This is a genomic window from Streptomyces sp. NPDC021356 (genome assembly GCF_040641015.1).
GTDB lineage: Bacteria > Actinomycetota > Actinomycetes > Streptomycetales > Streptomycetaceae > Streptomyces.
This window is the reverse complement of sequence record NZ_JBFACU010000017.1, coordinates 35,623-62,050: the sequence shown is the minus strand read 5'-3', so window position 1 is coordinate 62,050 and position 26,428 is coordinate 35,623. Positions and strand designations below refer to the sequence as shown.

At 70.5% G+C, this 26,428-nt stretch carries 28 protein-coding genes, 1 tRNA gene and 1 riboswitch; of the genes, 20 read left to right on the top strand and 9 right to left on the bottom strand.

Features of this window, described 5'->3' with window-relative positions; translation table 11 throughout:
- Complete coding sequence (rdgB, locus tag AB0G56_RS23590; protein ID WP_360972389.1) at positions 1-603, top strand: RdgB/HAM1 family non-canonical purine NTP pyrophosphatase; 603 nt, start codon at positions 1-3, stop codon at positions 601-603.
- A gap of 40 nt (positions 604-643) precedes the next feature.
- Here the strand turns inward: rdgB and AB0G56_RS23585 are convergent.
- The 4 genes from AB0G56_RS23585 to bcp form a co-directional block, all read right to left on the bottom strand.
- Positions 644-727, bottom strand: a tRNA-Leu gene (locus AB0G56_RS23585).
- Positions 728-747: 20 nt separating this feature from the next.
- Complete coding sequence (locus tag AB0G56_RS23580; RefSeq protein WP_360972387.1) at positions 748-1,251, bottom strand: HNH endonuclease signature motif containing protein; 504 nt, start codon at positions 1,249-1,251, stop codon at positions 748-750.
- Positions 1,248-1,901 (bottom strand): HNH endonuclease signature motif containing protein, encoded by a 654-nt coding sequence (locus tag AB0G56_RS23575; protein ID WP_360972385.1) that lies wholly within the window; start codon positions 1,899-1,901, stop codon positions 1,248-1,250. Before AB0G56_RS23575 ends, AB0G56_RS23580 begins: the two co-directional genes overlap by 4 nt.
- Positions 1,902-2,047: 146 nt before the next feature.
- On the bottom strand, positions 2,048-2,515 hold the full coding sequence (gene bcp / locus AB0G56_RS23570) for a thioredoxin-dependent thiol peroxidase (protein ID WP_360972383.1): 468 nt from the start codon (positions 2,513-2,515) through the stop codon (positions 2,048-2,050).
- Between the two features lie 141 nt (positions 2,516-2,656).
- On the opposite strand from bcp, the gene AB0G56_RS23565 reads away from it, so the two are divergent.
- From AB0G56_RS23565 to AB0G56_RS23555, 3 genes are all read left to right on the top strand, one after another.
- Positions 2,657-2,986: a DUF3618 domain-containing protein gene (locus AB0G56_RS23565; RefSeq protein WP_360972381.1), complete on the top strand. Its 330-nt coding sequence runs from the start codon at positions 2,657-2,659 to the stop codon at positions 2,984-2,986.
- 42 nt (positions 2,987-3,028) lie between these two features.
- The gene (locus AB0G56_RS23560) at positions 3,029-3,385 is read left to right on the top strand and encodes a co-chaperone GroES (protein ID WP_037853273.1); all 357 of its coding nucleotides are present in this window, start codon (positions 3,029-3,031) and stop codon (positions 3,383-3,385) included.
- A 44-nt stretch (positions 3,386-3,429) separates the two neighbouring features.
- A riboswitch (guanidine-III (ykkC-III) riboswitch) is annotated at positions 3,430-3,504 on the top strand.
- Between the two features lie 62 nt (positions 3,505-3,566).
- A complete protein-coding gene (locus AB0G56_RS23555) occupies positions 3,567-3,887 on the top strand; it encodes a multidrug efflux SMR transporter (protein ID WP_360972607.1) in 321 nt (106 codons plus the stop codon).
- A gap of 103 nt (positions 3,888-3,990) precedes the next feature.
- Here AB0G56_RS23555 and AB0G56_RS23550 read toward each other — a convergent pair whose 3' ends face one another.
- Positions 3,991-7,029: a transglycosylase domain-containing protein gene (locus tag AB0G56_RS23550; protein WP_360972379.1), complete on the bottom strand. Its 3,039-nt coding sequence runs from the start codon at positions 7,027-7,029 to the stop codon at positions 3,991-3,993.
- 199 nt (positions 7,030-7,228) lie between these two features.
- Here AB0G56_RS23550 and AB0G56_RS23545 point away from each other — a divergent pair, with 199 nt between their 5' ends.
- The 6 genes from AB0G56_RS23545 to AB0G56_RS23520 all read left to right on the top strand — a co-directional run bounded on the left by AB0G56_RS23545 (position 7,229) and on the right by AB0G56_RS23520 (position 14,139).
- Positions 7,229-8,029, top strand: a complete 801-nt coding sequence (locus tag AB0G56_RS23545; RefSeq protein ID WP_360972377.1) for an ABC-2 family transporter protein — start codon at positions 7,229-7,231, stop codon at positions 8,027-8,029.
- Positions 8,022-8,900 carry an ABC transporter permease gene (locus AB0G56_RS23540; protein WP_360972375.1) on the top strand — a complete coding sequence of 293 codons (879 nt, stop codon included), beginning with the start codon at positions 8,022-8,024 and terminating at the stop codon, positions 8,898-8,900. The genes AB0G56_RS23545 and AB0G56_RS23540 overlap by 8 nt, the downstream gene beginning before the upstream one ends.
- Before the next feature lie 17 nt (positions 8,901-8,917).
- Positions 8,918-10,012, top strand: coding sequence for an ATP-binding cassette domain-containing protein (locus AB0G56_RS23535; RefSeq protein ID WP_360972373.1), 1,095 nt, complete (start codon positions 8,918-8,920; stop codon positions 10,010-10,012).
- A 33-nt stretch (positions 10,013-10,045) separates the two neighbouring features.
- Positions 10,046-10,957, top strand: coding sequence for a DUF1707 domain-containing protein (locus AB0G56_RS23530; protein WP_360972371.1), 912 nt, complete (start codon positions 10,046-10,048; stop codon positions 10,955-10,957).
- Between the two features lie 296 nt (positions 10,958-11,253).
- A complete protein-coding gene (locus tag AB0G56_RS23525) occupies positions 11,254-12,516 on the top strand; it encodes a DUF445 domain-containing protein (protein ID WP_360972369.1) in 1,263 nt (420 codons plus the stop codon).
- A 75-nt stretch (positions 12,517-12,591) separates the two neighbouring features.
- Positions 12,592-14,139, top strand: coding sequence for an MFS transporter (locus AB0G56_RS23520; protein WP_360972367.1), 1,548 nt, complete (start codon positions 12,592-12,594; stop codon positions 14,137-14,139).
- 32 nt (positions 14,140-14,171) lie between these two features.
- Here AB0G56_RS23520 and AB0G56_RS23515 read toward each other — a convergent pair whose 3' ends face one another.
- Positions 14,172-14,759, bottom strand: coding sequence for a protease (locus AB0G56_RS23515; protein ID WP_360972365.1), 588 nt, complete (start codon positions 14,757-14,759; stop codon positions 14,172-14,174).
- 308 nt (positions 14,760-15,067) lie between these two features.
- Between AB0G56_RS23515 and AB0G56_RS23510 the strand changes: the two genes are divergently transcribed.
- A complete protein-coding gene (locus AB0G56_RS23510; RefSeq protein ID WP_360972363.1) occupies positions 15,068-16,024 on the top strand; it encodes a helix-turn-helix domain-containing protein in 957 nt (318 codons plus the stop codon).
- Positions 16,025-16,440: 416 nt separating this feature from the next.
- Here the strand turns inward: AB0G56_RS23510 and AB0G56_RS23505 are convergent, their stop codons facing one another.
- The gene (locus AB0G56_RS23505; RefSeq protein WP_360972361.1) at positions 16,441-16,746 is read right to left on the bottom strand and encodes a hypothetical protein; all 306 of its coding nucleotides are present in this window, start codon (positions 16,744-16,746) and stop codon (positions 16,441-16,443) included.
- Positions 16,747-16,984: 238 nt separating this feature from the next.
- Here AB0G56_RS23505 and AB0G56_RS23500 point away from each other — a divergent pair, with 238 nt between their 5' ends.
- The 9 genes from AB0G56_RS23500 to AB0G56_RS23460 all read left to right on the top strand — a co-directional run bounded on the left by AB0G56_RS23500 (position 16,985) and on the right by AB0G56_RS23460 (position 24,925).
- Positions 16,985-17,458, top strand: a complete 474-nt coding sequence (locus AB0G56_RS23500) for a carboxymuconolactone decarboxylase family protein (RefSeq protein WP_360972359.1) — start codon at positions 16,985-16,987, stop codon at positions 17,456-17,458.
- Between the two features lie 111 nt (positions 17,459-17,569).
- Positions 17,570-18,508 carry an alpha/beta hydrolase gene (locus tag AB0G56_RS23495; RefSeq protein ID WP_360972357.1) on the top strand — a complete coding sequence of 313 codons (939 nt, stop codon included), beginning with the start codon at positions 17,570-17,572 and terminating at the stop codon, positions 18,506-18,508.
- Between the two features lie 87 nt (positions 18,509-18,595).
- Positions 18,596-19,015: an Hsp20/alpha crystallin family protein gene (locus AB0G56_RS23490; protein ID WP_360972355.1), complete on the top strand. Its 420-nt coding sequence runs from the start codon at positions 18,596-18,598 to the stop codon at positions 19,013-19,015.
- Between the two features lie 100 nt (positions 19,016-19,115).
- A complete protein-coding gene (locus AB0G56_RS23485) occupies positions 19,116-19,598 on the top strand; it encodes a DUF2267 domain-containing protein (RefSeq protein WP_360972353.1) in 483 nt (160 codons plus the stop codon).
- A gap of 148 nt (positions 19,599-19,746) precedes the next feature.
- The gene (locus AB0G56_RS23480) at positions 19,747-20,154 is read left to right on the top strand and encodes a DUF6507 family protein (RefSeq protein WP_360972351.1); all 408 of its coding nucleotides are present in this window, start codon (positions 19,747-19,749) and stop codon (positions 20,152-20,154) included.
- Complete coding sequence (locus tag AB0G56_RS23475; protein ID WP_360972349.1) at positions 20,151-22,283, top strand: hypothetical protein; 2,133 nt, start codon at positions 20,151-20,153, stop codon at positions 22,281-22,283. Before AB0G56_RS23480 ends, AB0G56_RS23475 begins: the two co-directional genes overlap by 4 nt.
- Before the next feature lie 23 nt (positions 22,284-22,306).
- Positions 22,307-22,429, top strand: coding sequence for a hypothetical protein (locus AB0G56_RS23470; RefSeq protein ID WP_360972347.1), 123 nt, complete (start codon positions 22,307-22,309; stop codon positions 22,427-22,429).
- A complete protein-coding gene (locus AB0G56_RS23465; protein WP_360972345.1) occupies positions 22,426-23,442 on the top strand; it encodes a hypothetical protein in 1,017 nt (338 codons plus the stop codon). The genes AB0G56_RS23470 and AB0G56_RS23465 overlap by 4 nt, the downstream gene beginning before the upstream one ends.
- Positions 23,443-23,485: 43 nt before the next feature.
- Positions 23,486-24,925: a DUF6177 family protein gene (locus tag AB0G56_RS23460; protein WP_360972343.1), complete on the top strand. Its 1,440-nt coding sequence runs from the start codon at positions 23,486-23,488 to the stop codon at positions 24,923-24,925.
- A 362-nt stretch (positions 24,926-25,287) separates the two neighbouring features.
- Here AB0G56_RS23460 and AB0G56_RS23455 read toward each other — a convergent pair whose 3' ends face one another.
- Positions 25,288-25,485 (bottom strand): DUF397 domain-containing protein, encoded by a 198-nt coding sequence (locus AB0G56_RS23455; RefSeq protein ID WP_360972341.1) that lies wholly within the window; start codon positions 25,483-25,485, stop codon positions 25,288-25,290.
- Complete coding sequence (locus AB0G56_RS23450) at positions 25,486-26,331, bottom strand: helix-turn-helix transcriptional regulator (RefSeq protein WP_360972339.1); 846 nt, start codon at positions 26,329-26,331, stop codon at positions 25,486-25,488.
- Positions 26,332-26,428: the final 97 nt, after the last annotated feature.

The following is a 26,428-nucleotide window of genomic DNA, read 5'->3' as shown; positions in this document are numbered from 1 at the left end:
ATGACCCGCTTGATCCTCGCCACCCGCAACCCCGGGAAGATCACCGAACTCAGGGCGATCCTCACCGAGGCAGGACTGCCCCACGAACTCGTCGGCACCGACGCCTACCCCGAGGTCCCCGACGTCAAGGAGACCGGCGTCACCTTCGCCGAGAACGCGCTGCTGAAGGCCCACGCCCTGGCACAGGCCACCGGCCTGCCCGCGGTCGCCGACGACTCCGGCCTGTGCGTCGACGTCCTCGGCGGCGCCCCCGGCATCTTCTCCGCCCGCTGGGCCGGCCGCCACGGCGACGACAAGGCCAACCTGGACCTCCTCCTCGCCCAGCTCTCCGACATCGCCGAGGAACACCGCGCGGCCCACTTCGCCTGCGCCGCGGCCCTCGCCCTGCCCGACGGCACGGAACGAGTGGTGGAAGGCCAGCTCCGAGGCACCCTGCGCCTCGCCCCCGCCGGCGCGAACGGCTTCGGCTACGACCCGATCCTCCAGCCCGACGGCGAGACGCGCACCTGCGCGGAACTGTCGGCCGAGGAGAAGAACGAGATCAGCCACCGCGGCAAGGCGTTCCGGGCACTGGTGCCGGTGGTACGGGAGCTGGTGGGCTAGAGAAAACGGCCCCCGCCTTTGAATCAAAGGCGGGGGCCGGTGCGGCCGGTGGGACTCGAACCCACACGGGCTTTCGCCCACGGCGTTCTAAGCGCCGCTTGGCTGCCAGTTACAACACGGCCGCGTGCACGGCCATGGTACCGGTCATGCGGTGCTCGCATGAGGGGTACGTTTCCGCCCTCCTCTGCACCACGTGCTGGTCGTCGCATGGCAGTTCGGGCACAGCAACCGCAGGTTCTCCTGCCGGTTGTCACGCCAGTCCCCGTTGATGTGGTCGACCTCCAGCGTCATGGGCTTCCCGAGCCACTCGGGACCTACCCCGCACTCAGTGCATTCCTCGGGGACACCGACTTCGCGGAGCGCGCGGCGCAGAAGCACCGTCTTGGTCCGGCGCTCACGGTTGTGCTTGACCAGAAGCTCCTCCGGTCGCTTGGCGGGGGTCGGGCCCGGTTTGCCTCGTTGATGGGCCTGCCCGAGGAAGTGCCTGGTCGACAGGTTCTCTTCAGCGATCCACTTACGAAGCAGGGTGCGCTGTGAACCGTTGTCCGGACGTCCCAGCCGGCGGAGCACTCCAGCGATGGAGACTGATTCGCCAACCGCCACCCGCAACTGCTCGGCCCCGGGACGGTGGCGTTCAGCGCGGATCACTGGTCTTCCCCTAGGACGCGCCCTTTGCCGCGTCCCCGGTATGTGTCCGTCGTGGAGTGGCAGTTGGGGCACAGGAATCGTAGGTTCTCGATGCGGTTGTCCCGCCAGTTGCCGTCGATGTGGTCCACTTCGAGTGGAAGCGGGCGGCCACGCCAGGCAGCCTCCGCACCGCACAAGGCGCACCGCTCCTCCATGCCTGTCATTGTCATCGCCCACTTGAGGCGATCGCTGGGGATGCGCCGGGCGCGAGCGCTCGGCTGCTCGACGAGCAGCCCTTCCGGTGTCCGAGGGCGCCAAGGCTTACCCCGCCTGGTTGGCACCTGGAAGTGGGAGGTGTCGATACCAAACGCCTTGATCTTGCGGCTGATGTGCGTGTGATGCCCGCCCACCACCTCCAGGCCGAGATGTCGCAGCACCTCGCAGATGTTGGTGGAGGCCGCTACCGCCTGCTCAAGGACTTCCTTGGTCCACTTCACTCCCTCCCGCTCGAAGTGCGAGGCATCGATGCCGAGCTTCTTCATCCGCTCCCACACGTACCGGCGTGTAGAGCTCCTCGGATCCACCCCCAACCTCACCAACGCCTCCGACAGCGTCCGCGCCCCGCGCGCCGCCTCCTCCAGCCGTTCCCTCGTGTACGCACTGGCCCCCATCGAGCCCCCTCCGTTCGGATCTCGGCCATGTGTTCATGGCCCGTACGGAGTAACGAACCGGTTATCGGACAGTCACGCACGGAAAGCGGAGCGGCCCGTACCGGGTGTGCCGGTACGGGCCGCTCGGAGGGCGGGAGGCCCCCGCCTCAGATACCCAGATCCTTGATGATCTTGGCTACGTGGCCGGTGGCCTTGACGTTGTACAGGGCTCGTTCGACCTTGCCCGTCTCGTCGACGACGACCGTGGAGCGGATGACTCCGGTGACCGTCTTGCCGTAGAGCTTCTTCTCGCCGAAGGCGCCGTAGGACTCCAGGACCTTCTTGTCCGGGTCGGCGAGGAGGGTGACCTTCAGGGACTCGGTCTCGCGGAACTTCGCGAGCTTCTCCGGCTTGTCGGGGGAGATGCCGATGACGTCGTAGCCCGCGCCGGCGAGCAGGTCGAGGTTGTCGGTGAAGTCGCAGGCCTGCTTGGTGCAGCCGGGCGTGAGGGCGGCCGGGTAGAAGTACACGATGACCTTGCGGCCCTTGCGGTCGGCCAGCGACACCTCGTTGCCGTCGGCGTCGGGGAGGGTGAAGGCGGGGGCCTCGTCCCCGGGCTGGAGTCGCTCGCTCATCGAAGTCTTCTCCTCGTGCGTGTCCTCGTAGGTGCCAATACCGTGTCGGTCCGAGGGTAACCGGGGGTGCCGACAGTGCGGTCGCGGCGAGAGCTGACAGACTGTGCTGAACACGCATCAGTTGACTTCGGAGGCGCTACGGTGGCGGACACGGCGGACACCAGAACCCCGGCTGAGATCGAGGCGGACATCAGGCGTCGCCGCGAGACGCTGGCCGAGACCCTCGACGAGATCGGGGTGCGCGTCCATCCGAAGACCATCGTCGGCGACGCCAAGGCCAAGGTCGCCTCTCACGTCGACCACACCCTCGGCCGCGCCTACGTGCAGGTCAACCGGGTGGTGAGCGACGTGCGGTCCCAGTTCGTGGACGAGGCGGGCGCGCCCCGGTTGGAGCGGATCGTGCCGGTCGCGCTGCTCGCGGTGGGTGTCGTAGGCCTGCTCGCGGTCGGCGGGCGCAAGCGCCGCGGCTGACCCACTCCGTACGGACATGGCCGAAGCAGGTAGGTTTCAGGCGTGAGCGCCAACAGAAACGAGCACAGCCCCCACGAGGACAAGCTGCCCATCCGGATGCTGCACGACCGGGTGCTCGTCCGCCAGGACACGAGCGAGGGCGAGCGTCGGTCGGGCGGCGGCATCCTGATTCCCGCGACGGCGGCGGTGGGCCGCCGGCTCGCCTGGGCGGAGGTCGTCGCGGTCGGGCAGAACGTGCGGACCGTGGAGCCGGGTGACCGGGTGCTGTTCGACCCGGAGGACCGGGCGGAGGTCGAGGTGCGGGGTACCGCCTACGTGCTGATGCGCGAGCGGGATCTGCACGCGGTCGCCGCGGACCGGTTCGAGGGGTCGGAGGACTCCACCGGTCTGTACCTCTGACAGGACGGCCCGAGGGGCTGGTGACCGTTGTCACCGGCCCCTTTGTCGTTCCTTTGCTAACCTCGGGAGGGAGCCCGACGAGACGCGCCGTACCGGGTCGAAGGCAAAGACGACGCACCTGATGTCCGTCGCGACGCCCGGTCGACCGTCCGGCGTCGCCGTCGTCTCGGAGGTGCCCGTCGTGGCCTGGGTTCTGCTTGTCGTCGCCGGTCTGCTGGAAGTGGGCTGGTCGATCGGGATGAAGTACAGCGAGGGGTTCACCCGGCCGGTGCCCAGCGTCCTGACCGGCGCGGGGATCGTCGCGAGCATGCTGCTGCTGTCCTACGCCGCCCGTTCCCTGCCCATCGGTACGGCCTACGGGGTGTGGGTGGGCATCGGGGCGGCCGGTGCGGCGGTGCTGGGCATGGTGGTGCTCGGTGAGCCGGTGACCGCAGCCCGGATCTTCTTCGTCTGTCTGCTGCTGGTGGCCGTGGTGGGCCTGAAGGCCACCTCGGGGCACTAGCCACAGCCGGCAGGCCCGGGCGGCCACAGGCCCCGGCCGCCACAGGCCCGGGCCTGTGGCCGCCCCGTGGGCTACTGCCGTCGTGGCCTACTGCCGTTGTCGCCTACTGCTGTCGTGGGGTGGTGACGTGCTGACCCGTGCCCGGGCCGGTGCCGGTGTTCGTGCCGGTGCCGCCCGCGGCCGGGCCCGTGCTGGTCCCGGTCCCGGACCCGCCGTCGGCGCTCGCGCCGCCGGCCCCGGTGGGGTCGCCGGTGGTCGGCGTACCGCCCCCGGAGCCGCCGGGGGTGCCCCCGCCCTGGGTCCCCCCGCCGGTGGGGGGAGTGCCGCCCGTGCCGTCGGTGGTGCCGGTGTCACCGCCCGGGCCGCCCTGGGTGTCCCCGGTGCCGCCGCTGTCCGTGGGCGTGCCGCCGCTGGAGTCGCCCGGTGTGCCGCCGGTCTGTCCCTGAGCCTGCCCCTGGGTGCCCTGGCCCTGCGTGTCCTGGCCGCGGCCGGCCCCCGGCGTCGCGGTGGTGCCGGCGGTGTCGGCGCCGGTGCCCGGGCTGGTCTGGGCCGGACTGCTCGGGGGTGCCTGGGTCTCGTCGGCGCCGGGCTGGAGCTGGAGGTCGAAGTCGCTGACGGGGGTGCCCTTGAGGGCGTCGCCCATGAACTGTGCCCAGATACTGCCGGGCGGCCCGCTGCCGTTGACGCGGTCGAGGCCGAGGGCGCCGTAGAGCGGTTTGTGCGCGGCGGTCTCGGGGTCCTGGCCCATGACGGAGACGACGGTGGCGAGGTCGGGCGTGTAACCGGCGAACCAGGCCGCCTGGTCGTTCTCGGCGGTGCCCGTCTTGGCCGCGGCCGGGCGGCCGATCGCCTGCGCGGGTGCGCCGGTGCCGTTCTGGACGACGCTCTGCAGCACGGACGTGGTGGTGTCGGCGGCCTCGCGGCTGACGGCCTGGGAGGCGGTGCTGTCGTGGCCCGGGAGGGCCACCGCGTCGGCGCCGTCCTTGGTGATCTTCCTGATGATCGTGTACGTGCCGTGCTTGCCGTGGTTGGCGAGGGTCGCGTATCCCTCGGCCATGTCGAGGACGCTGGCCTGTGCGACGCCGAGCGCGATCGAGGGGGAGCCGATCAGCTCCGGAGTGTCGGACGGGAGGCCGAGGGCGATCGCGGTGTCCTTGACCTTGTCGGAGCCCACGTCGACGGCCATCTGCGCGTACACGGCGTTGACGGACTTGTCGGTGGCCTCGCGGACGGTGATGTCGCCGTAGGACTGCTGGTCCTCGTTCTCGGGGGCGTAGTGGCCGCCGTTCCAGCCCTGCACGGGCCGTTTGTCGGTGCCGTCGTAGAGGGTGTTCGGGGTGATGGGGCGGGAGTCCTGGGTGGTGGACTGGTTCTGCACGGCGGAGGTGAACACGAACGGCTTGAAGGTGGAGCCGACCTGGAAGTCCCGCCGGGTGGCGTTGTTGGTGTACTGCTTGACGTAGTCGATGCCGCCGTACATCGCCACGACCTGCCCGGTTCTCGGGTCGACGGCGGCGCCGCCGGCGCGGACGTAGCCGTCGGTCTTGTTGTTCTTCTTGTCCAGCTTGTTCATCAGCTGGTCGTCGACCGCCTTGACGAAGGCGTCCTGCTTGTTCTTCTGCAGGGTGGTGGTGATGCGGTAGCCGCCGGCGGCCAGTTCGTCCTCGTCGAGGATCTTGTTCTTGGCGAGGTAGTCCTTCACCGCGCGCACGAGGTAGCCGCGCTGTCCGGCCATGTTGGTGGGCACGGTGGCGGCCTTGGGCGTCGGGAACTTCAGGCCGGCTCGCTCGGAGGCGCTGAGCCAGCCCTTCTTGACCATGCCGTCCAGGACGTAGTTCCAGCGGGCGACGGCGGCCGCCTTGTTCTCCGGGTGGGCCGACACGTCGTATTCGCTGGGGGCGTTGACCAGTGCGGCGAGGTAGGCGGCGCGGGCCGGGTCGAGGTCCTTGGCCTTCACGCCGTAGTACGCCTGGGCGGCGGCCTGGATGCCGTACGCGTTGCGGCCGAAGAAGCTGGTGTTGAGGTAGCCCTCGAAGATCTCGTCCTTGGACTTGTTGCGGTCCAGCTTGATCGAGATGAAGAACTCCTTCACCTTGCGGGTGACGGTCTGTTCCTGGCCCAGGTAGTAGTTCTTCACGTACTGCTGGGTGATCGTGGAGCCGGACTGCTTGCCCTTGCCGCTGATGGTGCGCCAGCCGCCGCGGACCACGGCCTTGGGGTCGATGGCGGACTCGGTGTAGAAGTCGCGGTCCTCTGCGGCGAGCACGGCGTGCTGGGCGGCCTTGGAGACCTGCTCCAGCGGGACGCTCTCGCGGTTGACCTCGCCGTCGCGGGCGATCTCGGTGCCGTCGGCGTAGAGGTAGACGTTGGCCTGCTTGACGGCCAGCGCGTTGGCGGACGGGATCTTGACCAGTGAGTAGCCGACGAAGAACGCGCCGAAGCCCAGCAGGACGAGGGTGAGGAACCCGCCGAGCGTCATGCGCCAGGTGGGGAAGATGCGCCGCCACCCGGTACGCCGGCGCTTGGGCCGCTTGCCTTTGCCGCCCGCGCCCGTGCCGCCGCCGGTGGCGCCGGAGGCGTGGGCCGTGGTGGTCACGGCGGCGCGTGGCGCGGCCGGTGCGGTACGTGCACCGGAACCGGCGGCACCGGCACCGGCTCCCGCCGCCCAGGCGGGAGGCACCGTACGACGCCGCGGCCCGCCCTGCGGACCCGAATCCTGAGCGGGTCCGGGCCCGGGCGCGGGCTCCGGCACTGGATCCGCGCCCGGACGACCGCGCTCACCACCGGGACCGGCCCCCGCACCCGAAGCCCCTCCGGACCGCGAACCGTCTCCGGACCGCGAACCGTCTCCCGATGGCGACCGGTCTCCCGACCGCGACCGGTCTCCCGATGGCGACCCGTCTCCCGACCGCGAACCGGCGGCTCCCGCACCCGACTCCGCACCGGGGCCGGACTCCGCACCGGGACCCGGCTCCACCCCGGGCTCCTGGCGCTGTGCCCCAGCCTCCGGGTGCGGGCCGGGTCGGCCCTGCGGTTCCCGGCCGGGCCGCGACTGCGGTCGCGCTTGCGGCCGTGGCTGCGCGCCGGTCTCTGGCTGCTGCGCCCCGGCCTTCGGCTGCGGCTCGTCGCTCATCTCGTGCACGGACTCCTGTTTCGCCTCGTACGTTCCCGTACGCCCTCATGCGGCTTCTGCCTTTTGCGCCCCCGGATGAAGACTCTCGTACCAAGCGTTCCGTTCCCGCGCCCCGAAACTTCGGGGGCGCGGAAAATGCGTGGCACGTCACGTTCCGCGCGTACTAGGCTCCTGCGCTTCGGTGTCGGCGGAGCTCGGGAGGCGTGACGTGGGCGCTGGACGGTTGTACGCGGCCGTCGCGGCGGGCGGATTCAGACGGTACGCGACGTATCGGGCGGCCACGGCGGCCGGGGTGTTCACGAACACGGTCTTCGGCCTGATCCTCGTGTACACCTACCTCGCGCTGTGGGACGCCCGGCCGCATCTGGGCGGGTACGACCGCTCCCAGGCGGTGACGTACGTGTGGCTGGGGCAGGCGTTCCTCGCGACGCTCGCGATCGGCGGGGGCGGCGTCGAGGACGAGCTGATGGAGCGCATCCGTACGGGTGACATCGCGACGGATCTCCACCGCCCCGCCGACCTGCAGCTGTGGTGGCTCGCGGCGGACGTGGGCAGGGCGACGTTCCAGCTGCTGGGCCGCGGGGTCGTGCCCTTCGTCTTCGGGGCGCTGTTCTTCCCGGCCACGCTGCCCACGGACCCGGTGACCTGGGCGGCGTTCCTCGGCGCGGTGCCGCTGGCGATGCTGGTGAGCTTCGGGATCCGGTTCCTGGTGGCGCTGAGCGCGTTCTGGCTGCTGGACGGGGCGGGTGTCGTGCAGATCGCGTGGCTGGCCGGGCTCTTCTGCTCGGGGATGCTGCTCCCGCTGAACGTCTTCCCGGGCGCCCTCGGCGAGGTCGTACGGGTCCTGCCGTGGTCGTCGCTGCTCCAGGCCCCGGCCGATGTGCTGCTGGGACACGCGGATCCGCTGCGCACGTACGCCTTCCAGGGCGCGTGGGCGGCGGCGCTGCTGGGGGCCGGCCGGCTGCTGCAGACGGTGGCGACGCGGCGGGTGGTGGTGCAGGGTGGCTGAGACCGCGGGCGGCGCGGACCGGGCACTCACTCGCGGACCCGTTCCCGCGCCGCCGCGCCGCCGCCGGCTCGCCGACGGGCTGCGCGCCTACCGCATGATCGCCGCGATGTGGCTGCGCTCCACGATGGCCTACCGGGCGTCGTTCGTGATGACCACCATCGGCAACTTCGCGGCGACCGCGCTGGACTTCGTGGCGATCCTGCTGATGTTCTCCCGCGTGGACGCGCTCGGCGGCTACTCGCTGCCGGAGATCGCCCTCCTGTACGGGCTCTCGGGCACGTCCTTCGGGCTGGCGGACCTCGCGATCGGCTCGATGGACCGGCTGGGGCGGCGGGTGCGCGACGGCACGCTGGACACGCTGCTGGTCCGCCCGGCCCCGGTGCTGGCGCAGGTCGCCGCGGACCGGTTCGCGCTGCGCCGGCTGGGCCGCGTCACGCAGGGACTGCTGGTGCTGGGGTACGCCCTGTGCACGCTGGACCTGCACTGGACGGTGCTCAAGGTGCTGTTGATGCCGGTGATGGTGCTGAGCGGCTGCGTGATCTTCTGTTCGGTGTTCGTGGCGGGCGCGGCCTTCCAGTTCGTGGCGCAGGACGCCTCCGAGGTGCAGAACGCGTTCACCTACGGCGGGACCACGCTGCTGGAGTACCCGCCGACCGTGTTCGGCAGGGAGCTGGTGCGGGGGGTGACGTTCGTCCTGCCGCTGGCCTTCGTCAACTGGCTGCCCGCGGCCTACGTGCTCGGGCGCCCCTACCCGCTGGCGCTGCCGCAGTGGACGGCGTTCGTCTCGCCGCTGGTCGCGGTGGCCTGCTGCGCGCTGGCGGGGCTGGCCTGGCGGGCGGGGCTGCGGTCGTATCGGAGTACGGGAAGCTGAAGGGACGCGGGACGGACATGGACACGGGACCTGACGGCGCGGTCGAAGGCGCGGTCGACAGTGCGGTCGAAGGCACGCTCGAAAGCGTGGTCGACAGTGCGGTCGAGGGCGCGCTCGAAGGCGTGGTGGACAGCGCGGTCGGCGGCGCGTTCATCGAACTCGACCGGGTCGAGAAGGTCTTCGACGTGCGCAAGAAGACCGGCTTCCTGAAGCGGGAGCGGCGGCGGGTGCGGGCGGTGGACGGGATCTCCTTCACCGTGGCGCGCGGTGAGATCGTCGGCTACATCGGCCCGAACGGCGCGGGCAAGTCGACGACGATCAAGATGCTCACGGGCATCCTCACCCCGAGCGGCGGCCGGCTGCGGGTCGCGGGCATCGATCCCTCCCGCGAGCGGACGCGGCTGGCCCAGCGCATCGGGGTGGTGTTCGGGCAGCGGACGACACTGTGGTGGGACCTGCCGCTGATCGACTCGTACCGGCTGATGCACCGCATGTACCGCATCCCCGACGCCCGTTACCGCGAGAACCTCGACCGCTGCGTGGAACTCCTGGAACTGGCCGACCTGCTGGACGTCCCCGTACGGCAGCTCTCGCTCGGCCAGCGCATGCGCGGTGACATCGCGGCGGCCCTGCTGCACGACCCCGAGGTGCTCTACCTGGACGAGCCGACCATCGGCCTGGACGTGATCAGCAAGGCCAGGGTCCGTGACTTCCTGCGCGATATGAACGCCGAGCGCGGTACGACGGTGCTGCTCACCACGCACGACCTCCAGGACATCGAGCAGTTGTGTTCGCGGGTGATGGTGATCGACCACGGGCGCCTGATGTACGACGGCCCGCTGGCCGGTCTGCACGAGGCAGGGGAGGGGGAGCGCACCCTGGTGGTGGACCTGGAGCGCGAACTGCCCCCGGTCAAGGTGCCGGGCGCACGCGTGGTCCGCGTCGAGGGGCCCCGGCAGTGGCTGGCGTTCCCGGCGGGCGAGTCGGCGGCCCCGCTGGTGGCGCGGATCGCGGACCGCTATCCGCTGGTGGACCTGTCGGTGCGGGAGCCGGACATCGAGGCGGTGATCGCCAGGATGTACGAGTCCGGGGCGGAACGTGTGGGCTCGTAGCCTCCCGCGCGGTGAACTCGTAGGCTGCTGCCCATGACCGATGCCGTGCCGCCCCCTGGAGAGACGCCCTCCGGGCCCGCCGTGCCCGAGCTGCGCGCCTCCGACGCCGACCGTGAACGGGTCGCCGAGGTCCTGCGGGACGCCCTCGCCGAAGGCCGCCTGGACATGGGCGAGTTCGAGGAGCGGCTGGACGCGACGTACAAGGCGCGCACGTACGGGGAGCTGGCGCCGATCACCCGCGACCTGCCGGTCGGGCAGGGCGCCGCCCCCGTGGCCCCGACGGTCTCCCTGCACAAGGAGCCTGAGGCGGACGGGAGTTGGGCGGGGCGGATCACCGGCGGCGAGGGGTCGTCGTCGTGGGCCGTCGCCGTCATGTCCGGCTTCCAGCGCAAGGGGCGGTGGACGGTCCCCAAGCGCTTCACCTGCTTCTCCTTCTGGGGCGGCGGCGAGATCGACCTGCGCGAGGCGAACTTCGCCGACCGCGAGGTCGAGATCAACTGCATCGCGATCATGGGCGGTGCGCAGGTGATCGTGCCGCCCGGCGTCGAGGTGGTCGTGCGCGGCATCGGCATCATGGGCGGCTTCGACCACCGCGAGGAGGGCGTGCCGGGTGAGCCGGGCGCCCCGCGCGTGATCATCACGGGCTTCGCCTTCTGGGGCGGCGTCGGCGTGGAGCGCAAGCTCACCAAGGCCGAGCGGCAGCGGCAGCGGGAGGAGCGCCGCCAGGAGAAGCTGGACCGCAGGGCCGAGCGCCGCGAGCTGGAGGCGGACCGCCGCGACGGGCACCGGGAGCGCTGGGAGCGGCAGTGGGAGCGCCACGAGGAGCGCATGGAGCAGCACCGCGAGCGGCACGAGGAGCGCTGGGAGCAGCACCGCGAACGCCGGGAGCAGCACCGGGACCGCTGGGACCGGCGCCGCGACGGCCGTGGGCACCGTGACTTCTAGGGCCGCCGCTGCCCTTACTCGTTCCCCTTCCTCTCCTTCCTCCGGTTCGTCCGGCCGGTTCGCCGTCCCTCCCCTCTTCCCCTTCGTCACCCTTCCCCTCCCTCGTCTCCTCCCTCGTCGCTTCCGGGTGGTGTCGGGAACTCCTGTTCCGTTCCGGGAGTAGGTCAGGAGGGGACAATCGTGCGCGGCGCGTGTGCGGGAACACGGAACGGGTGGAGCGGATGGAACGAACGACGACGGCTGTGCCACAGGCGGATGCGGAAGCGGCGGATGCCGCGGCCGTCTCCCGCCGCACGATGACCGTGTTCAGCCCCGCCGACGAGGAGCGCAGGCGCGGTGTGCGCCGGATGAAGCTGACCGCGACCGGGCTGCTGCTGTTCGTGGCGGTGGTGTACGTCCTGGCCAAGTGGGCCCAGCACAGCGGTGCCGGCGCCTGGGCGGGGTACGTCGCCGCGGCCAGCGAGGCGGGCATGGTCGGTGCGCTCGCCGACTGGTTCGCGGTCACCGCCCTGTTCCGCCATCCGCTCGGCCTGCCCATCCCGCACACCGCGATCATCCCCACGAAGAAGGACCAGCTGGGCGTCTCGCTGGGGGAGTTCGTCGGCGAGAACTTCCTTGCCGGGGACGTCGTACGGCAGCGGCTGCGCGCCGTGGGCATCGGCAGCCGGCTGGGCGCCTGGCTGGCCCGTCCGGAGCACGCCGACCGGGTGACCGCCGAGCTGGCCACCGCGCTGCGCGGCGCGCTGACGGTGCTGCGCGACTCGGACGTGCAGGCCGTGGTCGGTGAGGCGATCACGCGCCGGGCGGCGGTGCAGGAGATCGCGCCCGGTCTCGGCAAGATGCTGGAGAAGATCGTCGCCGACGGCGGGCACCGGCGCGTCGTCGACCTGGTGGTCAGCCGCGCGCACGACTGGCTGGTGCTGCACGGCGACTCGGTGATGGACGCCGTGCAGGGCGGGGCGCCCGGCTGGACCCCGAAGTTCGTCGACCGGAAGGTCGGTGAGCGCGTCTACCGGGAGCTGCTGCGGTTCGTCACCGAGATGCGGGACATGCCGAGCCACCCCGCGCGCGGGGCGCTGGACCGCTTCCTCACCGACTTCGCCTCCGACCTCCAGTCCGACAGCGACACCCGGGCCCGTGTCGAACGCCTCAAGAGCGAGGTGCTGGGCCGCGGTGAGGTGCAGGACCTGATCGCCTCGGCCTGGTCCGCGGTGCGGTCGATGATCGTCTCGGCGGCGGAGGACGAGCGCAGCGAACTGCGGTTGCGGGTGCGGGCCTCCCTGCTCTCCCTGGGCAACCGGATGGCCGAGGACCCCAAGACGCAGGACAAGGTGGACCGCTGGGTGGAGGGCGCGGCGGTGTACGTCGTGACGACCTACCGCACGGAGATCACCTCCCTGATCACCGACACCGTGGCGGGCTGGGACCCGGAGCACACCACCCGCAAGATCGAGGCGCACATCGGCCGTGACCTCCAGTTCATCCGGATCAACGGCACGGTGGTGGGTTCGCTGGCGGGGCTGCTGATCTACACGGTGTCGCGCGTCCTCGGAGCGTAGGCGGCCGGTGCCAGGGCGTGATCCCATGGGTTCGGGGGCACCCGGAGTGAGGTCCGCTCGACGAGGAGGGAGCCCATGGCCACCGCAGACGCCGCAAGCGCCGCAGGGGCGGCAGGTGACGGCACCGGCCGCACCGTGACCACCGACATCCCCGCCAGACTCGACCGCCTTCCCTGGTCGCGCTGGCACTGGACCATCGTCGTCGGTCTGGGCACCGTGTGGATCCTGGACGGTCTGGAAGTCACCGTCGTCGGCAACATCGCCAGCCGCCTGTCGGAGCCGGGCAGCGGTCTGGCGATCAGCTCCGGGCAGGTCACCGGTGTCGCCGCCGCGCTGTACGTGGCCGGGGCCTGCGTCGGCGCCCTGTTCTGGGGCCGGCTGACCGACCGCTACGGCCGCCGGAAGCTGTTCATGATCACCCTGGCGGTGTACCTCGCGGCGACGGCCCTGACCGCCGTCTCCTTCCAGGCCTGGTGGTTCTTCCTCTTCCGTTTCCTGACCGGGTTCGGCATCGGCGGCGAGTACGCGGCCATCAACTCCGCGATCGACGAGCTGATCCCCGCGAACTACCGCGGCCGGGTCGACCTGATCATCAACGGCAGCTTCTGGGTGGGCGCGGTCGGCGGTTCGCTGCTGTCGATCCTCGCGCTGAACACCCACTTCCTCGCCGCCGACCTGGGCTGGCGGCTGACGTTCGCGCTCGGAGCCGTACTCGCCCTGGTCATCCTCCTCGTCCGGCGGCACGTCCCCGAGAGCCCGCGCTGGCTGCTGATCCACGGCAGGGACCGGGAGGCCGAGGAGGTGGTGGCCGGGATCGAACGGGAGATCGAGTCCGAGACGGGCGAACAGCTGCCGGAGCCGCACGGCCAGATCACCATCCATCAGCGCCGCACCATCTCCTTCCTGGAGATCGGCCGTACGGTCTTCGCCGACTACCCCAAGCGGGCCGTCCTCGGCTTCTCCCTCTTCATCGGCCAGGCCTTCCTCTACAACGCCATCACCTTCGGCTTCGGCGCCATCCTCACCAAGTTCTTCGACGTCCCCGCCGACCACACCGGCTACTACTTCGCCGTCATCGCGGTCGGCAACTTCCTGGGCCCGCTGCTGCTCGGCAAGCTCTTCGACACGGTCGGCCGCCGGGTGATGATCTCCTCCACCTACCTGCTGTCCGGCCTGCTGCTGTTCGGCACGGCCTGGCTGTTCGACCGCGGCGCGCTCGACGCGACCACGCTGACCGCCTGCTGGTGCGCGGTGCTGTTCTTCGCCTCGGCCGGCGCCTCCAGCGCGTACCTGACCGTCTCCGAGATCTTCCCCATGGAGACCAGGGCGATGTCCATCGCCTTCTTCTACGCCCTCGGCACCGCCGCCGGCGGCATCAGCGGCCCGGTGCTCTTCGCCGACCTCACGGGCACCGGCAAGGTCGGGGACACGGTCCTCGCCTTCTCGATCGGCGCCGCCCTGATGTGCGCGGCGGGCCTGGTGGCCGCCTTCCTCGCGGTCGACGCCGAGCGCCGCTCCCTGGAGGACATCGCCAAGCCGCTGACCGCCGTGACGGGGAAGTCCGGCCCGGCGGCCAAGAAGGGCCGACCCGACGTCACACCCCCGTCGTCGAGCACGGCCTGACCTCACGCCCCGTCGTCGAGCACGGCCTGACCTCACGCCCCGGTCGTCGAGCCCGGCCTCACGATCATCAGGACGGTGACGGCGGCCCACAGGAGGTTGAACAGGCCGGTGAACATGGCCAGTCGGGCGGTGGCGCGGGCGGTGTTCGCGCCGGCGCCGCCGCTCGTGCCACCGCCCGTGCCTGCGCCCGCGCGTTCGTCGGTGCCTTCACCGGTGGCCCCGGTGCGGCTCCCCGCGGGGAGGCTCACTGCGGTGAGGTTTCGGGCGGTGAGGCTGTCCGCGGTGAGGCCCTCGGCGAGCGCTGCCTGGCGGGGCAGGACGAACGCGGCGAGCACGAGCGCGGCGAGCGCGGTCAGCGCGATGGACACGATGAGCCAGGTGTCGCCCAGTACCCCCATGTTCCGCGCCGTGGCGAACCCGAACACCGGCACGACGACGCCGACGACGGCGTACACCCGGCAGATCCGCAGCAGCAGCCGTACGGTCTCCACGGCCCGCGGATCCCCCGGCGAGGACAGCGCGCGGCGCGCGGCGGGCGGGAACATGCTGGCGGCGACGGTGACGGGCCCGACCGCGACGATCGCGGCCAGGACGTGCACGGCGAGGAGGAACTTGGTCACGCGCCGACGCTAGACGGGCCGCCGAGCCGGAAGAAGCGGCAAGAATGCCAGGTACCGATAGATTCCCGCCAGGGCCAGGCAGGGACGGGGACCGGCGCGGGAACCAGGTGCCGGGACCGGGTGCCAGGACCGGGCGCGGGAACCAGGTGCCGAGACCGGGTGCCAGGACCGGGCGCGGGGACCGGGTGCCGGGACCGGGTGCCGGGACCGGGCGCGGGGACCGGGGACCGGGTTTGAGGACTGGGTGAGGACCGGTTGAGGGGCCACCCCCAGTGCTCGCCCGCGGTTCGCGCGCCTACGCTCCCGGCATGCACATCGTGGCCGTCCTCGCGTTGGACCAGGTGATCCCGTTCGACCTCGCCGCCCCCGTCGACACCTTCGGCTGGGCGCGGCAGCCGGACGGCCGGCCCCTGTACGAGACCCGGGTCTGCTCGGTGGGCCCGCAGGTGCGGGCGGCCGGCGGCGCGTTCACCGTCCAGGCGCCGTACGGGCTGGAGACGCTGGCCGAGGCCGACACGATCGTCGTGCCGGGGGTCGCCGACCCCACCGCCCCGCTCCCGCCCGGCGTCGCGGACGCGCTGCGCGCCGCGGCGGCGCACGGCACCCGCATCGCCTCGATCTGCGTGGGCGCCTTCGTCCTCGCGGCCACCGGCCTGCTGGACGGGCTGCGCGTGACGACCCACTGGGCCGCGGCAGGGACCCTGGCGGAGCGGTACCCGGAGGTGACCGTCGACCCGAACGTCCTCTACGTCGACAACGGCCGGCTCCTGACCTCCGCGGGCGCCGCCGCGGCCCTGGACATGTGCCTGCACATGATCCGCAAGGACCACGGCTCGGCGGTCGCCGCGCACGCGGCCCGCATGTCGGTGATGCCGCTGGAACGGGAGGGCGGCCAGGCGCAGTTCATCGTCCACGACCTGCCTCCGGCCCCCTCCGGCGCCACGCTGGAGCCGGTGCTGCGGTGGCTGGAGGAGCACTGCGACCGCGACCTCGCCCTGGAGGAGATCGCGGCCCGGGCGGGCATGAGCACCCGCACCCTCAACCGCCGCTTCCGCGAGCAGACCGGCACGACGCCGTTGCAGTGGCTGCACCGCGCGCGGGTGCGGCGCGCCCAGCACCTGCTGGAGACGACGCCGTACCCGGTGGAGCGCATCGCCGCGCAGGCGGGTTTCGGCTCACCGACGGCGTTCCGTGAGCGCTTCCGGCGGGTGGTGGGCACGAGCCCGAGGGCGTACCGGAAGTCGTTCCAGGCGGCGGGCGGCTGAGGCAGCCGAGGCGGTGGAGGCCGAGGGGGCGGAGGCTGAGGCGGCGGGAGCGCGGACGCGAGCGGGACGCGCGTCCCGCGCATCGGCACGGACTCGGTCAGAGCCGGTCACGCGCCCGCGCCGGGCGGCCTGTGAGCCCGCGCCGGTAGGCCTACGAGTTCGCGCCGACCGGCGTTCGAGCCGGTCCGGTCGGCCCGCGGGCCGTGCATCCGGGTGGCGTACGAGCCGCGCGCCGGGCGGCATGCGAGCCGCGCGCGCCGGATGGTGTACGAGCCGCGCGCGCCGGGTGGCATGCGAGCCGCGCGCGCCGGGGGACGTACGCCCTCCGAGCGCCGGTCGGCGTACGACCCCTGCGCGCCGGTCGGCTTACGAGCCCCGCGCGCCGGGCGGCGTACGAGCCCCGCGCGTCGATCGGCTTACGAGCCGCGCCGGTCGGCGACGGCCCAGGAGGCGGCGGCGACCGCGCCGGCGACCCCGAACACGGCGGGCCAGGCGCCCACCTTCTTGGCCAGCGGGTGCGACCCGGCGAACGCGGCGACGTAGGCGGCCGTGAGCGCACCCGCCGCCTTCCCGCCCGCCCGCTGCCGCCACTGCTGTGCGGCGGTGGCACCGGCGACGGCCAGTACGGCCCCGCCCAGCTGCCGCTTCTTGGTCCAGCGAGCCACGCCGTAGCCGCCGACGAGCCCGGTCGCGGCGACCGCTGCCGTAGGAATCCTCGCCATCACTGTCTCCCTGTCTCCCCCGACTCCCGCACGTGCCGAGACTCCCGCACGTGTCGAACGACCCGAGGCTAACCCCCGGCCCCGCCGACGGGCGGACCGCCCCCGAGCACGCCAGAGTGAGACCCAGGTCACATCATCAGGACCCGTCGGCCTGTCACACACCGCGCCCCGGATCCGTCGTATCAGTGCAACCGCACGAAGACGAGCAACGAAGACCAAGACGACCAAGGAGCCCACGATGGAAGCCCGCCTCGACATCTTCCAGAACCCCGTCGCCGGCAAGTTCTTCCGCTACATCAACTCGGCCGGAAAGGTCCTGTCGGACTCGACGCTCCCGGCCGCGACGCAGGAGCTGGTGAAGATCCGCGCCAGCCAGATCAACGGCTGCAGCTTCTGCATGGACATGCACACCAAGGACGCCGCGCACGCCGGCGAGACGGCGCAGCGCCTCCACCTGGTCGCCGCGTGGAGGGAGGCGAAGGTCTTCACGGAGGCCGAGCGCGCGGCCCTGGAACTGGCCGAGCAGGGCACCCGCATCGCGGACGCGGCCGGCGGCGTGAGCGACGAGGTGTGGGAGAACGCGGCCAAGTACTACGACGAGGACCAGCTGGCCGCCCTCGTCGGCCTCATCGCACTGATCAACGCGTACAACCGCCTGAACGTCGTCATCCAGCAGCCCGCGGGCGACTACGAGCCGGGCATGTTCGGCTGACGGCCGACCCGTTCACAACGAGCCCACCGCGAGGCCCCGCCGAGCCCTCATGCCCCCCGGCATAGGCTGACCACCGAATCGAACGGTGATCTTCCGCTGGGGGGCCGAGCGGTGCCTGACGAACCGAAGACGACGCACGAAGACAACAACACCACCACCATCACCGCCACCATCATCACCGCCACCGCCCGTACCCGTCGGGGCCGCCTGCCCCGCCCGGACGGTACGCACCTCGCCTACGACGACCACACCCCCGTCGACCGAACGCCGGAGGACCGCGACCCATCCCCTTCGCAACCCCCCTCGCAACCCCCTTCGGACCGGCCGGAGCCCGTACTCCTCCTGCACGGCCTGGCGGGACACCGGGGCGAGTGGGACGACCTGGCCGCGCGTCTGGGGGCTGACGGCCACCGTGTGGTGACGTACGACGCCCGGGGCCACGGCGACAGCACGCGCCGCCCCGAGGACGTGACACGGGAGGCCTGCGTCGCGGACGCGGCGGCGCTGATCGAGACCCTCGCCCTGGCCCCGGCCGTCCTCGTCGGCCAGTCCTTCGGCGGCCACACGGCCCTGCTCCTGGCCGCCGCCCGGCCCGATCTGGTGAAGTCCCTGATCCTCGTCGAGGCGGGCCCGGCGGCGACACCCCCGGACGTACCGGAGCGGACAGCGGCCTGGCTGGACTCCTGGCCGGTCCCGTTCCCCACCGCGGAGGCGGCCACCGGCTTCTTCGGCCACGAGGCCTGGGCGCGGGGCCTGGAGGAGCGCGCGGACGGCTGGTGGCCGCGGGTCGACAAGGGCGTGATGGTGTCCTCGATCGCCGAACTGACCCGGCGCGACCACTGGCGCGAGTGGCAGACGATCACCTGCCCCACGCTGGTGGTGAGGGGCACCGACGGCACGATGCGCGAGGCGGAGTTCACCGAGATGCACACCCGCCGCCCCCACGACACCACGCCGCTGACCGTCCCCGCCGCGGGCCACGACGTCCACCTGGACCAGCCGGAAGCCCTGTACGAGGCGGTGGCGGCGTTCCTGGCGGCCCAGGTATGAGTCGGGGCTTGTCAGCTTTCATCCGGCGAGCTATATAAAGAGGAGTAGGGCATCGCACTCAGTGCCACGAGAGAGGAGTGACCTGTGATGCTCATGCGCTCCGACCCCTTCCGCGAGTTCGACCGCCTCGCACAGCAGGTCTTCGGTCCCACCCGTCCAGGCGCCATGGCCATGGACGCCTACCGCTCGGGAGACGACTTCGTCGTCCACTTCGACCTCCCCGGGGTCGACCCGGAGACCATCGACCTCGACGTCGAACGGAACGTGCTCAACGTCCACGCCGAGCGGAAGCACCCGGCCCCCGACGGTGCCGAGATGATCGTCTCCGAACGACCCACGGGCACCTTCACCCGCCAGTTGTTCCTCGGCGAGACACTCGACACGGAACGCATCGACGCCTCGTACGAGGCCGGCGTCCTCACGCTGCGCATCCCGGTGGCCGAGCAGGCCAAGCCGCGCAAGATCCAGATCACCGGCGGCGGCGGACGCAGGCAGCTGAGCAGCTGAGAACACCCTTGAGGAAGCGTCCCGTGAGCCCGTACCCCGCTCACGGGACGCGGCCACGCGCCACCCGGCGAGCGAACCCACGCGGAGGAGACCCCACACGATGACCGCGACGGCGGCCCCCACCAGGAAGACGATCAGTACGCCCGCGAACTCCCCCTCCACCGACACCACTTGGCACGCGTTGACCGAACGGGTGCGGGAAGCGGGCGGCTACCGGACGAGAGCGGAGGCGGAACACATCACCCGCACCGTCCTCTCGGCCCTCGGTACCCACGTGACCGGCGACGAACGCGTGGCCCTGGCCCGCGCCCTCCCCGAGGAGGCGGCAAGGGTGATCGCCGCCCAGATCCCGGTCGTCCGCCCCCTGACGGCACGCGAGTTCGTCGAGTCGGTGGCGTCCCGCATCGACGGCTCCACCCCGGCAACGGCCCGCTGGGACACCGGCACGGTCCTGACCGTCCTGGCGGCCCACCTGCCCCCATCCGTCCTGACGGACGTCCTGACCCACCTGCCGGCGGGGTACGCGCTGCTGTTCGGCAGGGTGGAACTGGGCGGTGCCCGGCGGGCGGGCCGAACAGCCTGAGTGGCCGGATCTCCGTCCTCCGCGCTCAACCTCGTTGCTTTGGCAATCACCCTCCTGATAAGGATGAAGATCCCCGGGCCGGCGCCGCGCGAGCCGCCGGCCTCAACAGGGGAAACGTATCGTCGCGAACGATCTACGGGGGGTAGACGTGACGGGGTGGGATGTCACGCCCAGCGGGGTGGAATCGATACTGTCGCTGGTCGGCCTGGCCGCCGACGACCTCGGCAAGGACATCAAGGGCTACGGCGGGAGCGTCGAGGAGGCGGCCCTGTGCGCGGGCACGATCAGCGGCCCGTACTGCGGCTCCGCACCCGTCGGCCCGGTCGGCGCCGCGATCGCGGACTTCGCCTCCGACACCGAGCCGCAGATCACCTTCATGGTGGCCCGCATCAAGAAGACGATGGCCGGAACGGTCGAGGCCACCACCGCGTACATCGACGGTGACCTGGCGATGGCCGCCCGTGCTCAGCGCGAGGCGGCCAAGGTCCCCTCATCGGCCGAACTGCGCGCGGTGGCCGAGCAGGCCGACCGGCAGGGCGGGGAGCACCGGGGGTGATAGAGCCGGGGGGAATACCGCAGTACACCGGCGACTTCGGCAAGCTGGCCAAGGCCGTCACCGAACTCCGCACCCGCGCCGTCGGCATCCGCAACGACGGTCAGGACGTCCACTCCCGTTTCCAGGCGACGGCCGCCTACTACAGGGCGCCGGAGGCCGATCAGCTCTTCTCCTCCACGCAGCCGGTGATGGACCGGGCGGACGAGTTCGCCGGTCACATCGAGTCCCTGGCCGACGCGCTGGACACCTTCGTCGCGGAAGCGAAGCCCCACGCGGACCGCTTGAAGACGCTGAAGGAGGAGGCCATCGCCTTCGTCGACAGCGTGCGGGGCGACGACGACTGGACCAAGGACCAGGACAAGGTCGACCGGGACAAAGCCCTGACGGACGACGTGGCGGTGGCGGTCGCGGGGTTCCAGGCGGCGGAGCGCGACGCGGCGAGCAAGATCGGGAGCATCAGCCCGGGGGCGTGCCGACCCGGCTGGGTGGTCGACGACGGCAGCCACGCACCCGGCATGTACGGCTTCGACGCCGACACGCTCAAGTCCATGGACGGCCTCCCCTGGGGCAGCCCGGAGGAGCGCAGCTACGACCGGTGGAGCCTGGACTGGTGGGGCCACGGGGTCAAGAGCTGGGCGTGGGACGGCATTGTCAAGGACAGCGTCTGGGGCGGCTTCGTCGGCCTGGGCATCCTTGAGGACAACCTCCTGGGCGTCAACGGCTCCCAGGCCCAGCACGACACCTGGGACGGCCTCAGGCGCACCTTCGTCGGCGCCTACGCCTACGGCATGGACGCGGTCGGCCTGGGCGACCACCTCTCGGACTGGCAGCGCGGCAGTGAGGCGTACGCCAAGGAGTTCGGCAAGGGGTTCGTCGCCTACGACACGTGGGGCGAGGACCCGGCGCGCGCCCACGCGGTCACCGCTTTCAACCTCCTCACGCTCTTCGGAGGGGCCGCCGGAGGCCTCGCCAAGGTGAGCAAGGCAGGCAGGGTCGCCGAGACGGCCGGCACCCTGGCCAGGGCCGGCGACGTCCTCGACCCCGTCTCGGGCAGCATGAAGGCGGCCAAGGCCCTGTCCGACCTGCCGAAGGTCTCCGAGGTCCTCACCCGCGTCACCGACCACCTCAAACTCCCGAAGCCGCACTTCCCCGACACCGCCCTCGACCTGAACGACCGTTACCGGATCGACAAAGACGGCAACTTCATCGCCATCAAGCCCGACGGGAAACCCGACAGCAGCCCGGTCAGACGCGAACCCGCCGCGACCGAGCGGACGGCCGACTCCACATCCGGCGACCGTGAGTTGGTCGCGGCCGGCCCACGGGCAGGCGACGTCGAGGAAGGTGCCGGTTCGCGCGTGCCGCCTGAGGGGCACCCCGGTGCAGGTGACGCACACGGCCACGAGGCAGGACCGAGACAGGAAGGGCACGGCCACGGGGGCAGGTCCGATCACGCCACAGGGCATCAAGATGCCGATCACCAGGGGGAAGATGCCGGTGACGGTGCGGTCGACGGCGCAGGCCACGGACGTGGCGCCGACGGTGGCAACGGCGGGTCGGACAGTCATCCTCCCTCAGCTCACTCCGGATCCTCGCCCGATGGGGAGGGCCGTCCCATGGATCGCGGAGGGGAGACGGAGCAGCGGGCCCGCGACGCGATCAAGGGCATCCCGGGCAAGAAGCGCCCGAAGCCCAATGTTCTCGACAGAGTGATGGAGAGGCTTGGATCGGAACCGGACGGCCAGAGAGTTGCGGAGATCATAGCCTCCGGCCAGTTCAACAAGAGCGACGAGTATGGGCAGGTCGTGTCGTCCCTGGGTGCCAACAAGCAGAACATGTTCCAGCCAAGTGCCGACCAGCTCATTTTCGCGGATGATCTGGTCCGTAGCGGCGTTCCTGCTCATGCTGTCGACTTCGAGCAGAAGCTCCCGGTCGGTGCCGACGTGGACGTCCGTATCCTGGATCAGTCCGGCGATGTCTACGCCTATCAGATGAAGCACCTCAATGACCCCTTGGACCCGGTGAGTGAAACACCCGGGGTAAGTACTTGCTTCAGCTGGCGAAGGCCGAAGCCACGCACCACGTGCTCCTTGTGGACGGAGGACGGGGAGGACTGGCGGACTGGATGACCAATGGCTCCTACGATGCTCTCATGGACATTCACCGAGGCGGGCGCGGACCGAAGGGTGAAGGCATCACCTTTGTCATCCGCCTGGAGGACGGAAATCTCGTCATCCCGCCAGGAAGCAAGGTCGACCCCAAGGACATGCTGTGATTTTCTCGAACCCCATTGGCGACTGGAATTGGGAAGTGGCGTCGGGCGTTGAAAGACTTCGTCCCATCCGTGCGGCTGAAACCGCTGTCGTAATCTGGAAAATCTTGGAAGAATACGACCTGGCGGTGGGCAACGGTAAGGTTGATTTGTCTGCCCGGGCCATGAGTGACACCCGAAACACGCTTTTCAGGGCCGAGGGCCTGCCTTTGGAAGCAGAACCACTGTCTCCTGGAACGGCCCTGTCGCATGCTGTCTCTGAGATCGAATCCACCGTCGGTGATTTGATCATCAGTGCGCGAGCCGAATGCCCAGGCTATTGGCTGGAGTCAGGGGTGAAGCATCGGGCAGAAAAGCTTTTTTCTGTCCAAGTGGAAATCTGGAGGTGCAGCCTCCTCTTGGTGACGCTGGAGACGTACAGTGACGCGTGGCTGACCATGGATACCCGAGACCGGGAGCAGCCTGAGGTGTACGCGCAGAACGCGCCTCGGCTCAGCGCAGTCCTGCACAATATTTCAGCATTTCTGGGCAGCCCCTGCACACCGGGTGACCCGAATCGATACGCAACTCCCACAGATTCCGGATTCGAAGATCCGAGAATCGAAGGATTCGCCTACGACGACTCCTGGGGGACGTTCGAGGTTCCCGCCCGCTCGCGCCTGCTCCGATCCAGAATCCCGGAATCGGAGAACGAGTACCAAGAAATCACTGACCACCCCGTGCGCTATTTCACCATCGGGTGGGACGGAAAGACTCTGGGGTACCTATGGGCCTCCGTCGGCGACGAGGCTGCCGGTTATGAGCCTCGGACGGCCGCTGGCGAGGCGGCGCTCGAAGCGGGCGCCCTGTGGCTGCTACGTCTTCGGGACGCCCATGAGCAGGGGCTCAGTGCGCAGACCGCCTTGTTGCGGTTGGCGATGAGTCCGTCGCCTGCGGAAACCGGCAGGGCCATGGAGGAAGTCCCTCGGGAAGCCCCTTCACTAGACGCCCTCGAAGAATTGTCGGGCCGGTATTGATGTACCGATGACCAAATCTCTGTGGCACGACTGGTGGCACTGAATGACCCAGGAAACCGTAGCCATCACCCGGAGAATGCCGGACCCCGCATCTCTGCTGGCCGCCCTCCACGCAGGCGGCCCCGACCTGCGCGTCGCCCGGGCAGGGCAAGGTGCCGTGGCGCGACTGTGCACGGAGGACGGGCGCCTGGTGGTCTCGGTCGAAGCCCCTCGCTACATCCAGGTACCGGGAGAGACGGCACGGCTCCTGGGCCCCGGCGCCGCCACGGACACCCCGGTGTGGTGGACCGAGGTCCGCGCGGCCTCCGCCGCACCGGAGGCACCCCGGCTGGCAGCCTCCGTGGCCGGACGCCTGGCCACCCTGCTCGACGGCACCACCGGGCCCCGCGAGGCCGCCTCTCACACCGACGTCGTCACCGTCTCCGCCTCCGGCGAACCGAGCCCGGACGGCGCGGGCGGCGATGACGTACTCGCCGAAGCCGACATCCTCACCGACCAAGCAGTCATCGTCCTCCACGACGCCCCGATCCTCGCCGCCACCACCTGGCTGACCGAACTCCTGCGCACCACCGCACGGACCGGCCGGTACCTGTACCTGGTCACCCCGCCCACCACCCGCCTCACCCTGCCCACCCGCACACTCCTGGACCGCGCCCCCGCCCGCTGGGTCGTGAGCGCTCCCGAAACCGGCTACTACGACGGACTGTCCGGCGTGGAACTCGACTGGCACGACGGCCACTTCACCCCGACTACCGGCCCGAGCCCTGCCATCGTGGATGCCTACCGGCCGCCGTCAGGCCCCGCGGGCGAACGCCAGCTCCTCCTGTCCATGCGGACTGTCCACGCCCCTGACGAACAGCTCCTCCTCGGTGGCGCGCTGGAATGCGCCTGGCAGACCCTGACCGGCGAACCGCCCGCGGGCTGGTCCACCGCGGAACCCGTCAACGTCCCCTGGTCCCGCCGCCAGCTGACCGACCTCGTACGCAGCCGTGCTCGCCGTGGATCACCGACCTGGCTGGTGGCAGTGGGCAACCCCGACCACCCGGCGATCGCCACCCAGCGCGTGACCCACACCCGCCTGGGCGTGGAGGAACACATCACGCTGGCCTTCGGCCACACCGCCGACAGTCCCGCCCTCTTGGACCGGCTGCCGCACCTGGCAGAGGAACTGGCCGCTCAGCACCGTCTGGCCACAATGATCACGGAGCTACGAGCAGCCCGCGCGGACCTCACGGTCCCGTCCCACTACGAACCGCCGGCCCTCCCCGTCTCCCTCACCTTCGGCCCGGACGCCGTGGCCGACATCGGGCGGGGCTGCTTGGACAGCACCCTGCCGGACACCCCTTCCCGGCGCCTCGGCCCCACGGCCCGCCCCGCCCTCCACTACGAACTCGGCGACGGAACAGACCCTGGTGCGTGGAGACGCCTCCGGCACATCGAGGACCACCTGAATTCCACACCCGGGGCGCGAGCCGGTTCGTGATTGCGACGAAGCGGCGACGGCCCGCAGCCGGGGGCGATTTCGACGGTGCTTTCTCACGGCATTCCGGCCGGAGCCACAACTGACCCACGAGGACTCCTGTGATCACGACGATCGATCAGATCAGCGTTGTCTCCCAGGACTGGCGCCAGTCCGCAGGCACGATCGGCGACCCCGCACGAGTGGGCCCACTGCCGCGGCAGCGTCACGCTCAGCTCTTCATTTGCCACCCGGGTTGCCCAGGCGGCGGATGCACGGTCCAACCCGTGGTCTTTCCCCGGTGACGTCCATCCGGTCCACTGCGTCGGCCGGGGCAGTGAGCTGGGCCGCTGAAGGCCCAGCCATCCTCGCTGTTGTCTCCTGCCTTACTGGGGCCGGGCAGTCACGAACCGACGCCATGCGCGATGAGATACGGCAACCCAGGGGCCTTCCGGCTGCTTAGAGTCACGTATGAGCACGCCTGACGGCATGCAAGCGGCCTCTACGCACTCTGTAGCGTTAGCGCCGCTGTATGACGACTTGAACCAGTTCAGGTCATGTGGAACAGGAAGATCTACATGCATTTACAGCTCCTTGCGAGCGCGTTGGATCATGGCGGAGGAGGCCTCCACGTCCAACGCTTGTGCGCGCAGGTACTCGAACGCAAGTCTGTATCGCTCAAGCTCTTCATCCTTCTCCAAGAAGAGCGAGCCGGTGTGGAAGTCGACGTAGGCCACGTCGAGAGCTGCCTCGGTCCCGCCGATGATGACGAAGCTGCCGAGGGCGGCGGCGTGAGCGCCCTTGGAGAACGGCAGTACTTGCAGCCGGATGTGGGACGACTCGTTGGCTTCGAGGAGCCTCTCGAGCTGTTCCTTCATGATCTCGGCCGAACCGACGACACGGCGGATGACCGACTCGTCGAGGATGGCCCACATGCGGAGCGGTTTCGACCTGGCGAGGATTTCCTGGCGCTTCATGCGGATGTCCACCAGCCGCTCGATCTCTGCGGGGTCCAGCCGGATCTCGTTGGCCTCCTGCAGGGCGGTGGTGTACGCCCGGGTCTGCAGAAGCCCAGGGACGTAGACGCACGAGAAGTGGTTCTCGTGCACGGCCTCATCCTCAAGCGTGAGCAGCAGGTTCATGCTCTCCGGGATGGAGTCGGCGAACGAACTCCACCACCCCTGCTGCTTGGCATCCTTGGCCAGCCGTACGACGGCCTCCCGCTCGGCGTCGGTCGCTCCGTACTCGCGGCACAGTGCATCGACGACGATCCACTTCACCGGACCGGCCTGGGTCTCGTACCGGCTGACCGTTGCCTTGGACACGCCGACCAGCCGTCCTGCTTCCTCCAGGGTCATGCCCTTACGGGCTCGCAACTTGCGCAGCATCGCGCCCAGTTGGCGTCGGCGAGTGGTCGTCCTCTCGGGCATGGGGCTCCTCTGTGCGTAACCCCCAGGCAGTCGCTCGGGGCGTGAACAGGCTAGGCAGCGCGGCAGTCGGCTCACCACGGGATTCACTCGATCGATT

Bases quoted from the DNA above. Each gene is read 5' to 3' on its own strand.
- rdgB (WP_360972389.1), top strand. From the start codon at position 1: ATGACCCGCTTGATCCTCGCCACCCGCAACCCCGGGAAGATCACCGAA.
- AB0G56_RS23575 (WP_360972385.1), bottom strand. From the start codon at position 1,901: ATGGGGGCCAGTGCGTACACGAGGGAACGGCTGGAGGAGGCGGCGCGC.
- bcp (WP_360972383.1), bottom strand. From the start codon at position 2,515: ATGAGCGAGCGACTCCAGCCCGGGGACGAGGCCCCCGCCTTCACCCTC.
- AB0G56_RS23535 (WP_360972373.1), top strand. From the start codon at position 8,918: ATGGACACGGGACCTGACGGCGCGGTCGAAGGCGCGGTCGACAGTGCG.
- AB0G56_RS23530 (WP_360972371.1), top strand. From the start codon at position 10,046: ATGACCGATGCCGTGCCGCCCCCTGGAGAGACGCCCTCCGGGCCCGCC.
- AB0G56_RS23525 (WP_360972369.1), top strand. From the start codon at position 11,254: ATGACCGTGTTCAGCCCCGCCGACGAGGAGCGCAGGCGCGGTGTGCGC.
- AB0G56_RS23520 (WP_360972367.1), top strand. From the start codon at position 12,592: ATGGCCACCGCAGACGCCGCAAGCGCCGCAGGGGCGGCAGGTGACGGC.
- AB0G56_RS23510 (WP_360972363.1), top strand. From the start codon at position 15,068: ATGCACATCGTGGCCGTCCTCGCGTTGGACCAGGTGATCCCGTTCGAC.
- AB0G56_RS23505 (WP_360972361.1), bottom strand. From the start codon at position 16,746: ATGGCGAGGATTCCTACGGCAGCGGTCGCCGCGACCGGGCTCGTCGGC.
- AB0G56_RS23500 (WP_360972359.1), top strand. From the start codon at position 16,985: ATGGAAGCCCGCCTCGACATCTTCCAGAACCCCGTCGCCGGCAAGTTC.
- AB0G56_RS23490 (WP_360972355.1), top strand. From the start codon at position 18,596: ATGCTCATGCGCTCCGACCCCTTCCGCGAGTTCGACCGCCTCGCACAG.
- AB0G56_RS23485 (WP_360972353.1), top strand. From the start codon at position 19,116: ATGACCGCGACGGCGGCCCCCACCAGGAAGACGATCAGTACGCCCGCG.
- AB0G56_RS23470 (WP_360972347.1), top strand. From the start codon at position 22,307: ATGGACATTCACCGAGGCGGGCGCGGACCGAAGGGTGAAGGCATCACC.
- AB0G56_RS23460 (WP_360972343.1), top strand. From the start codon at position 23,486: ATGACCCAGGAAACCGTAGCCATCACCCGGAGAATGCCGGACCCCGCA.
- AB0G56_RS23455 (WP_360972341.1), bottom strand. From the start codon at position 25,485: ATGCATGTAGATCTTCCTGTTCCACATGACCTGAACTGGTTCAAGTCG.
- AB0G56_RS23450 (WP_360972339.1), bottom strand. From the start codon at position 26,331: ATGCCCGAGAGGACGACCACTCGCCGACGCCAACTGGGCGCGATGCTG.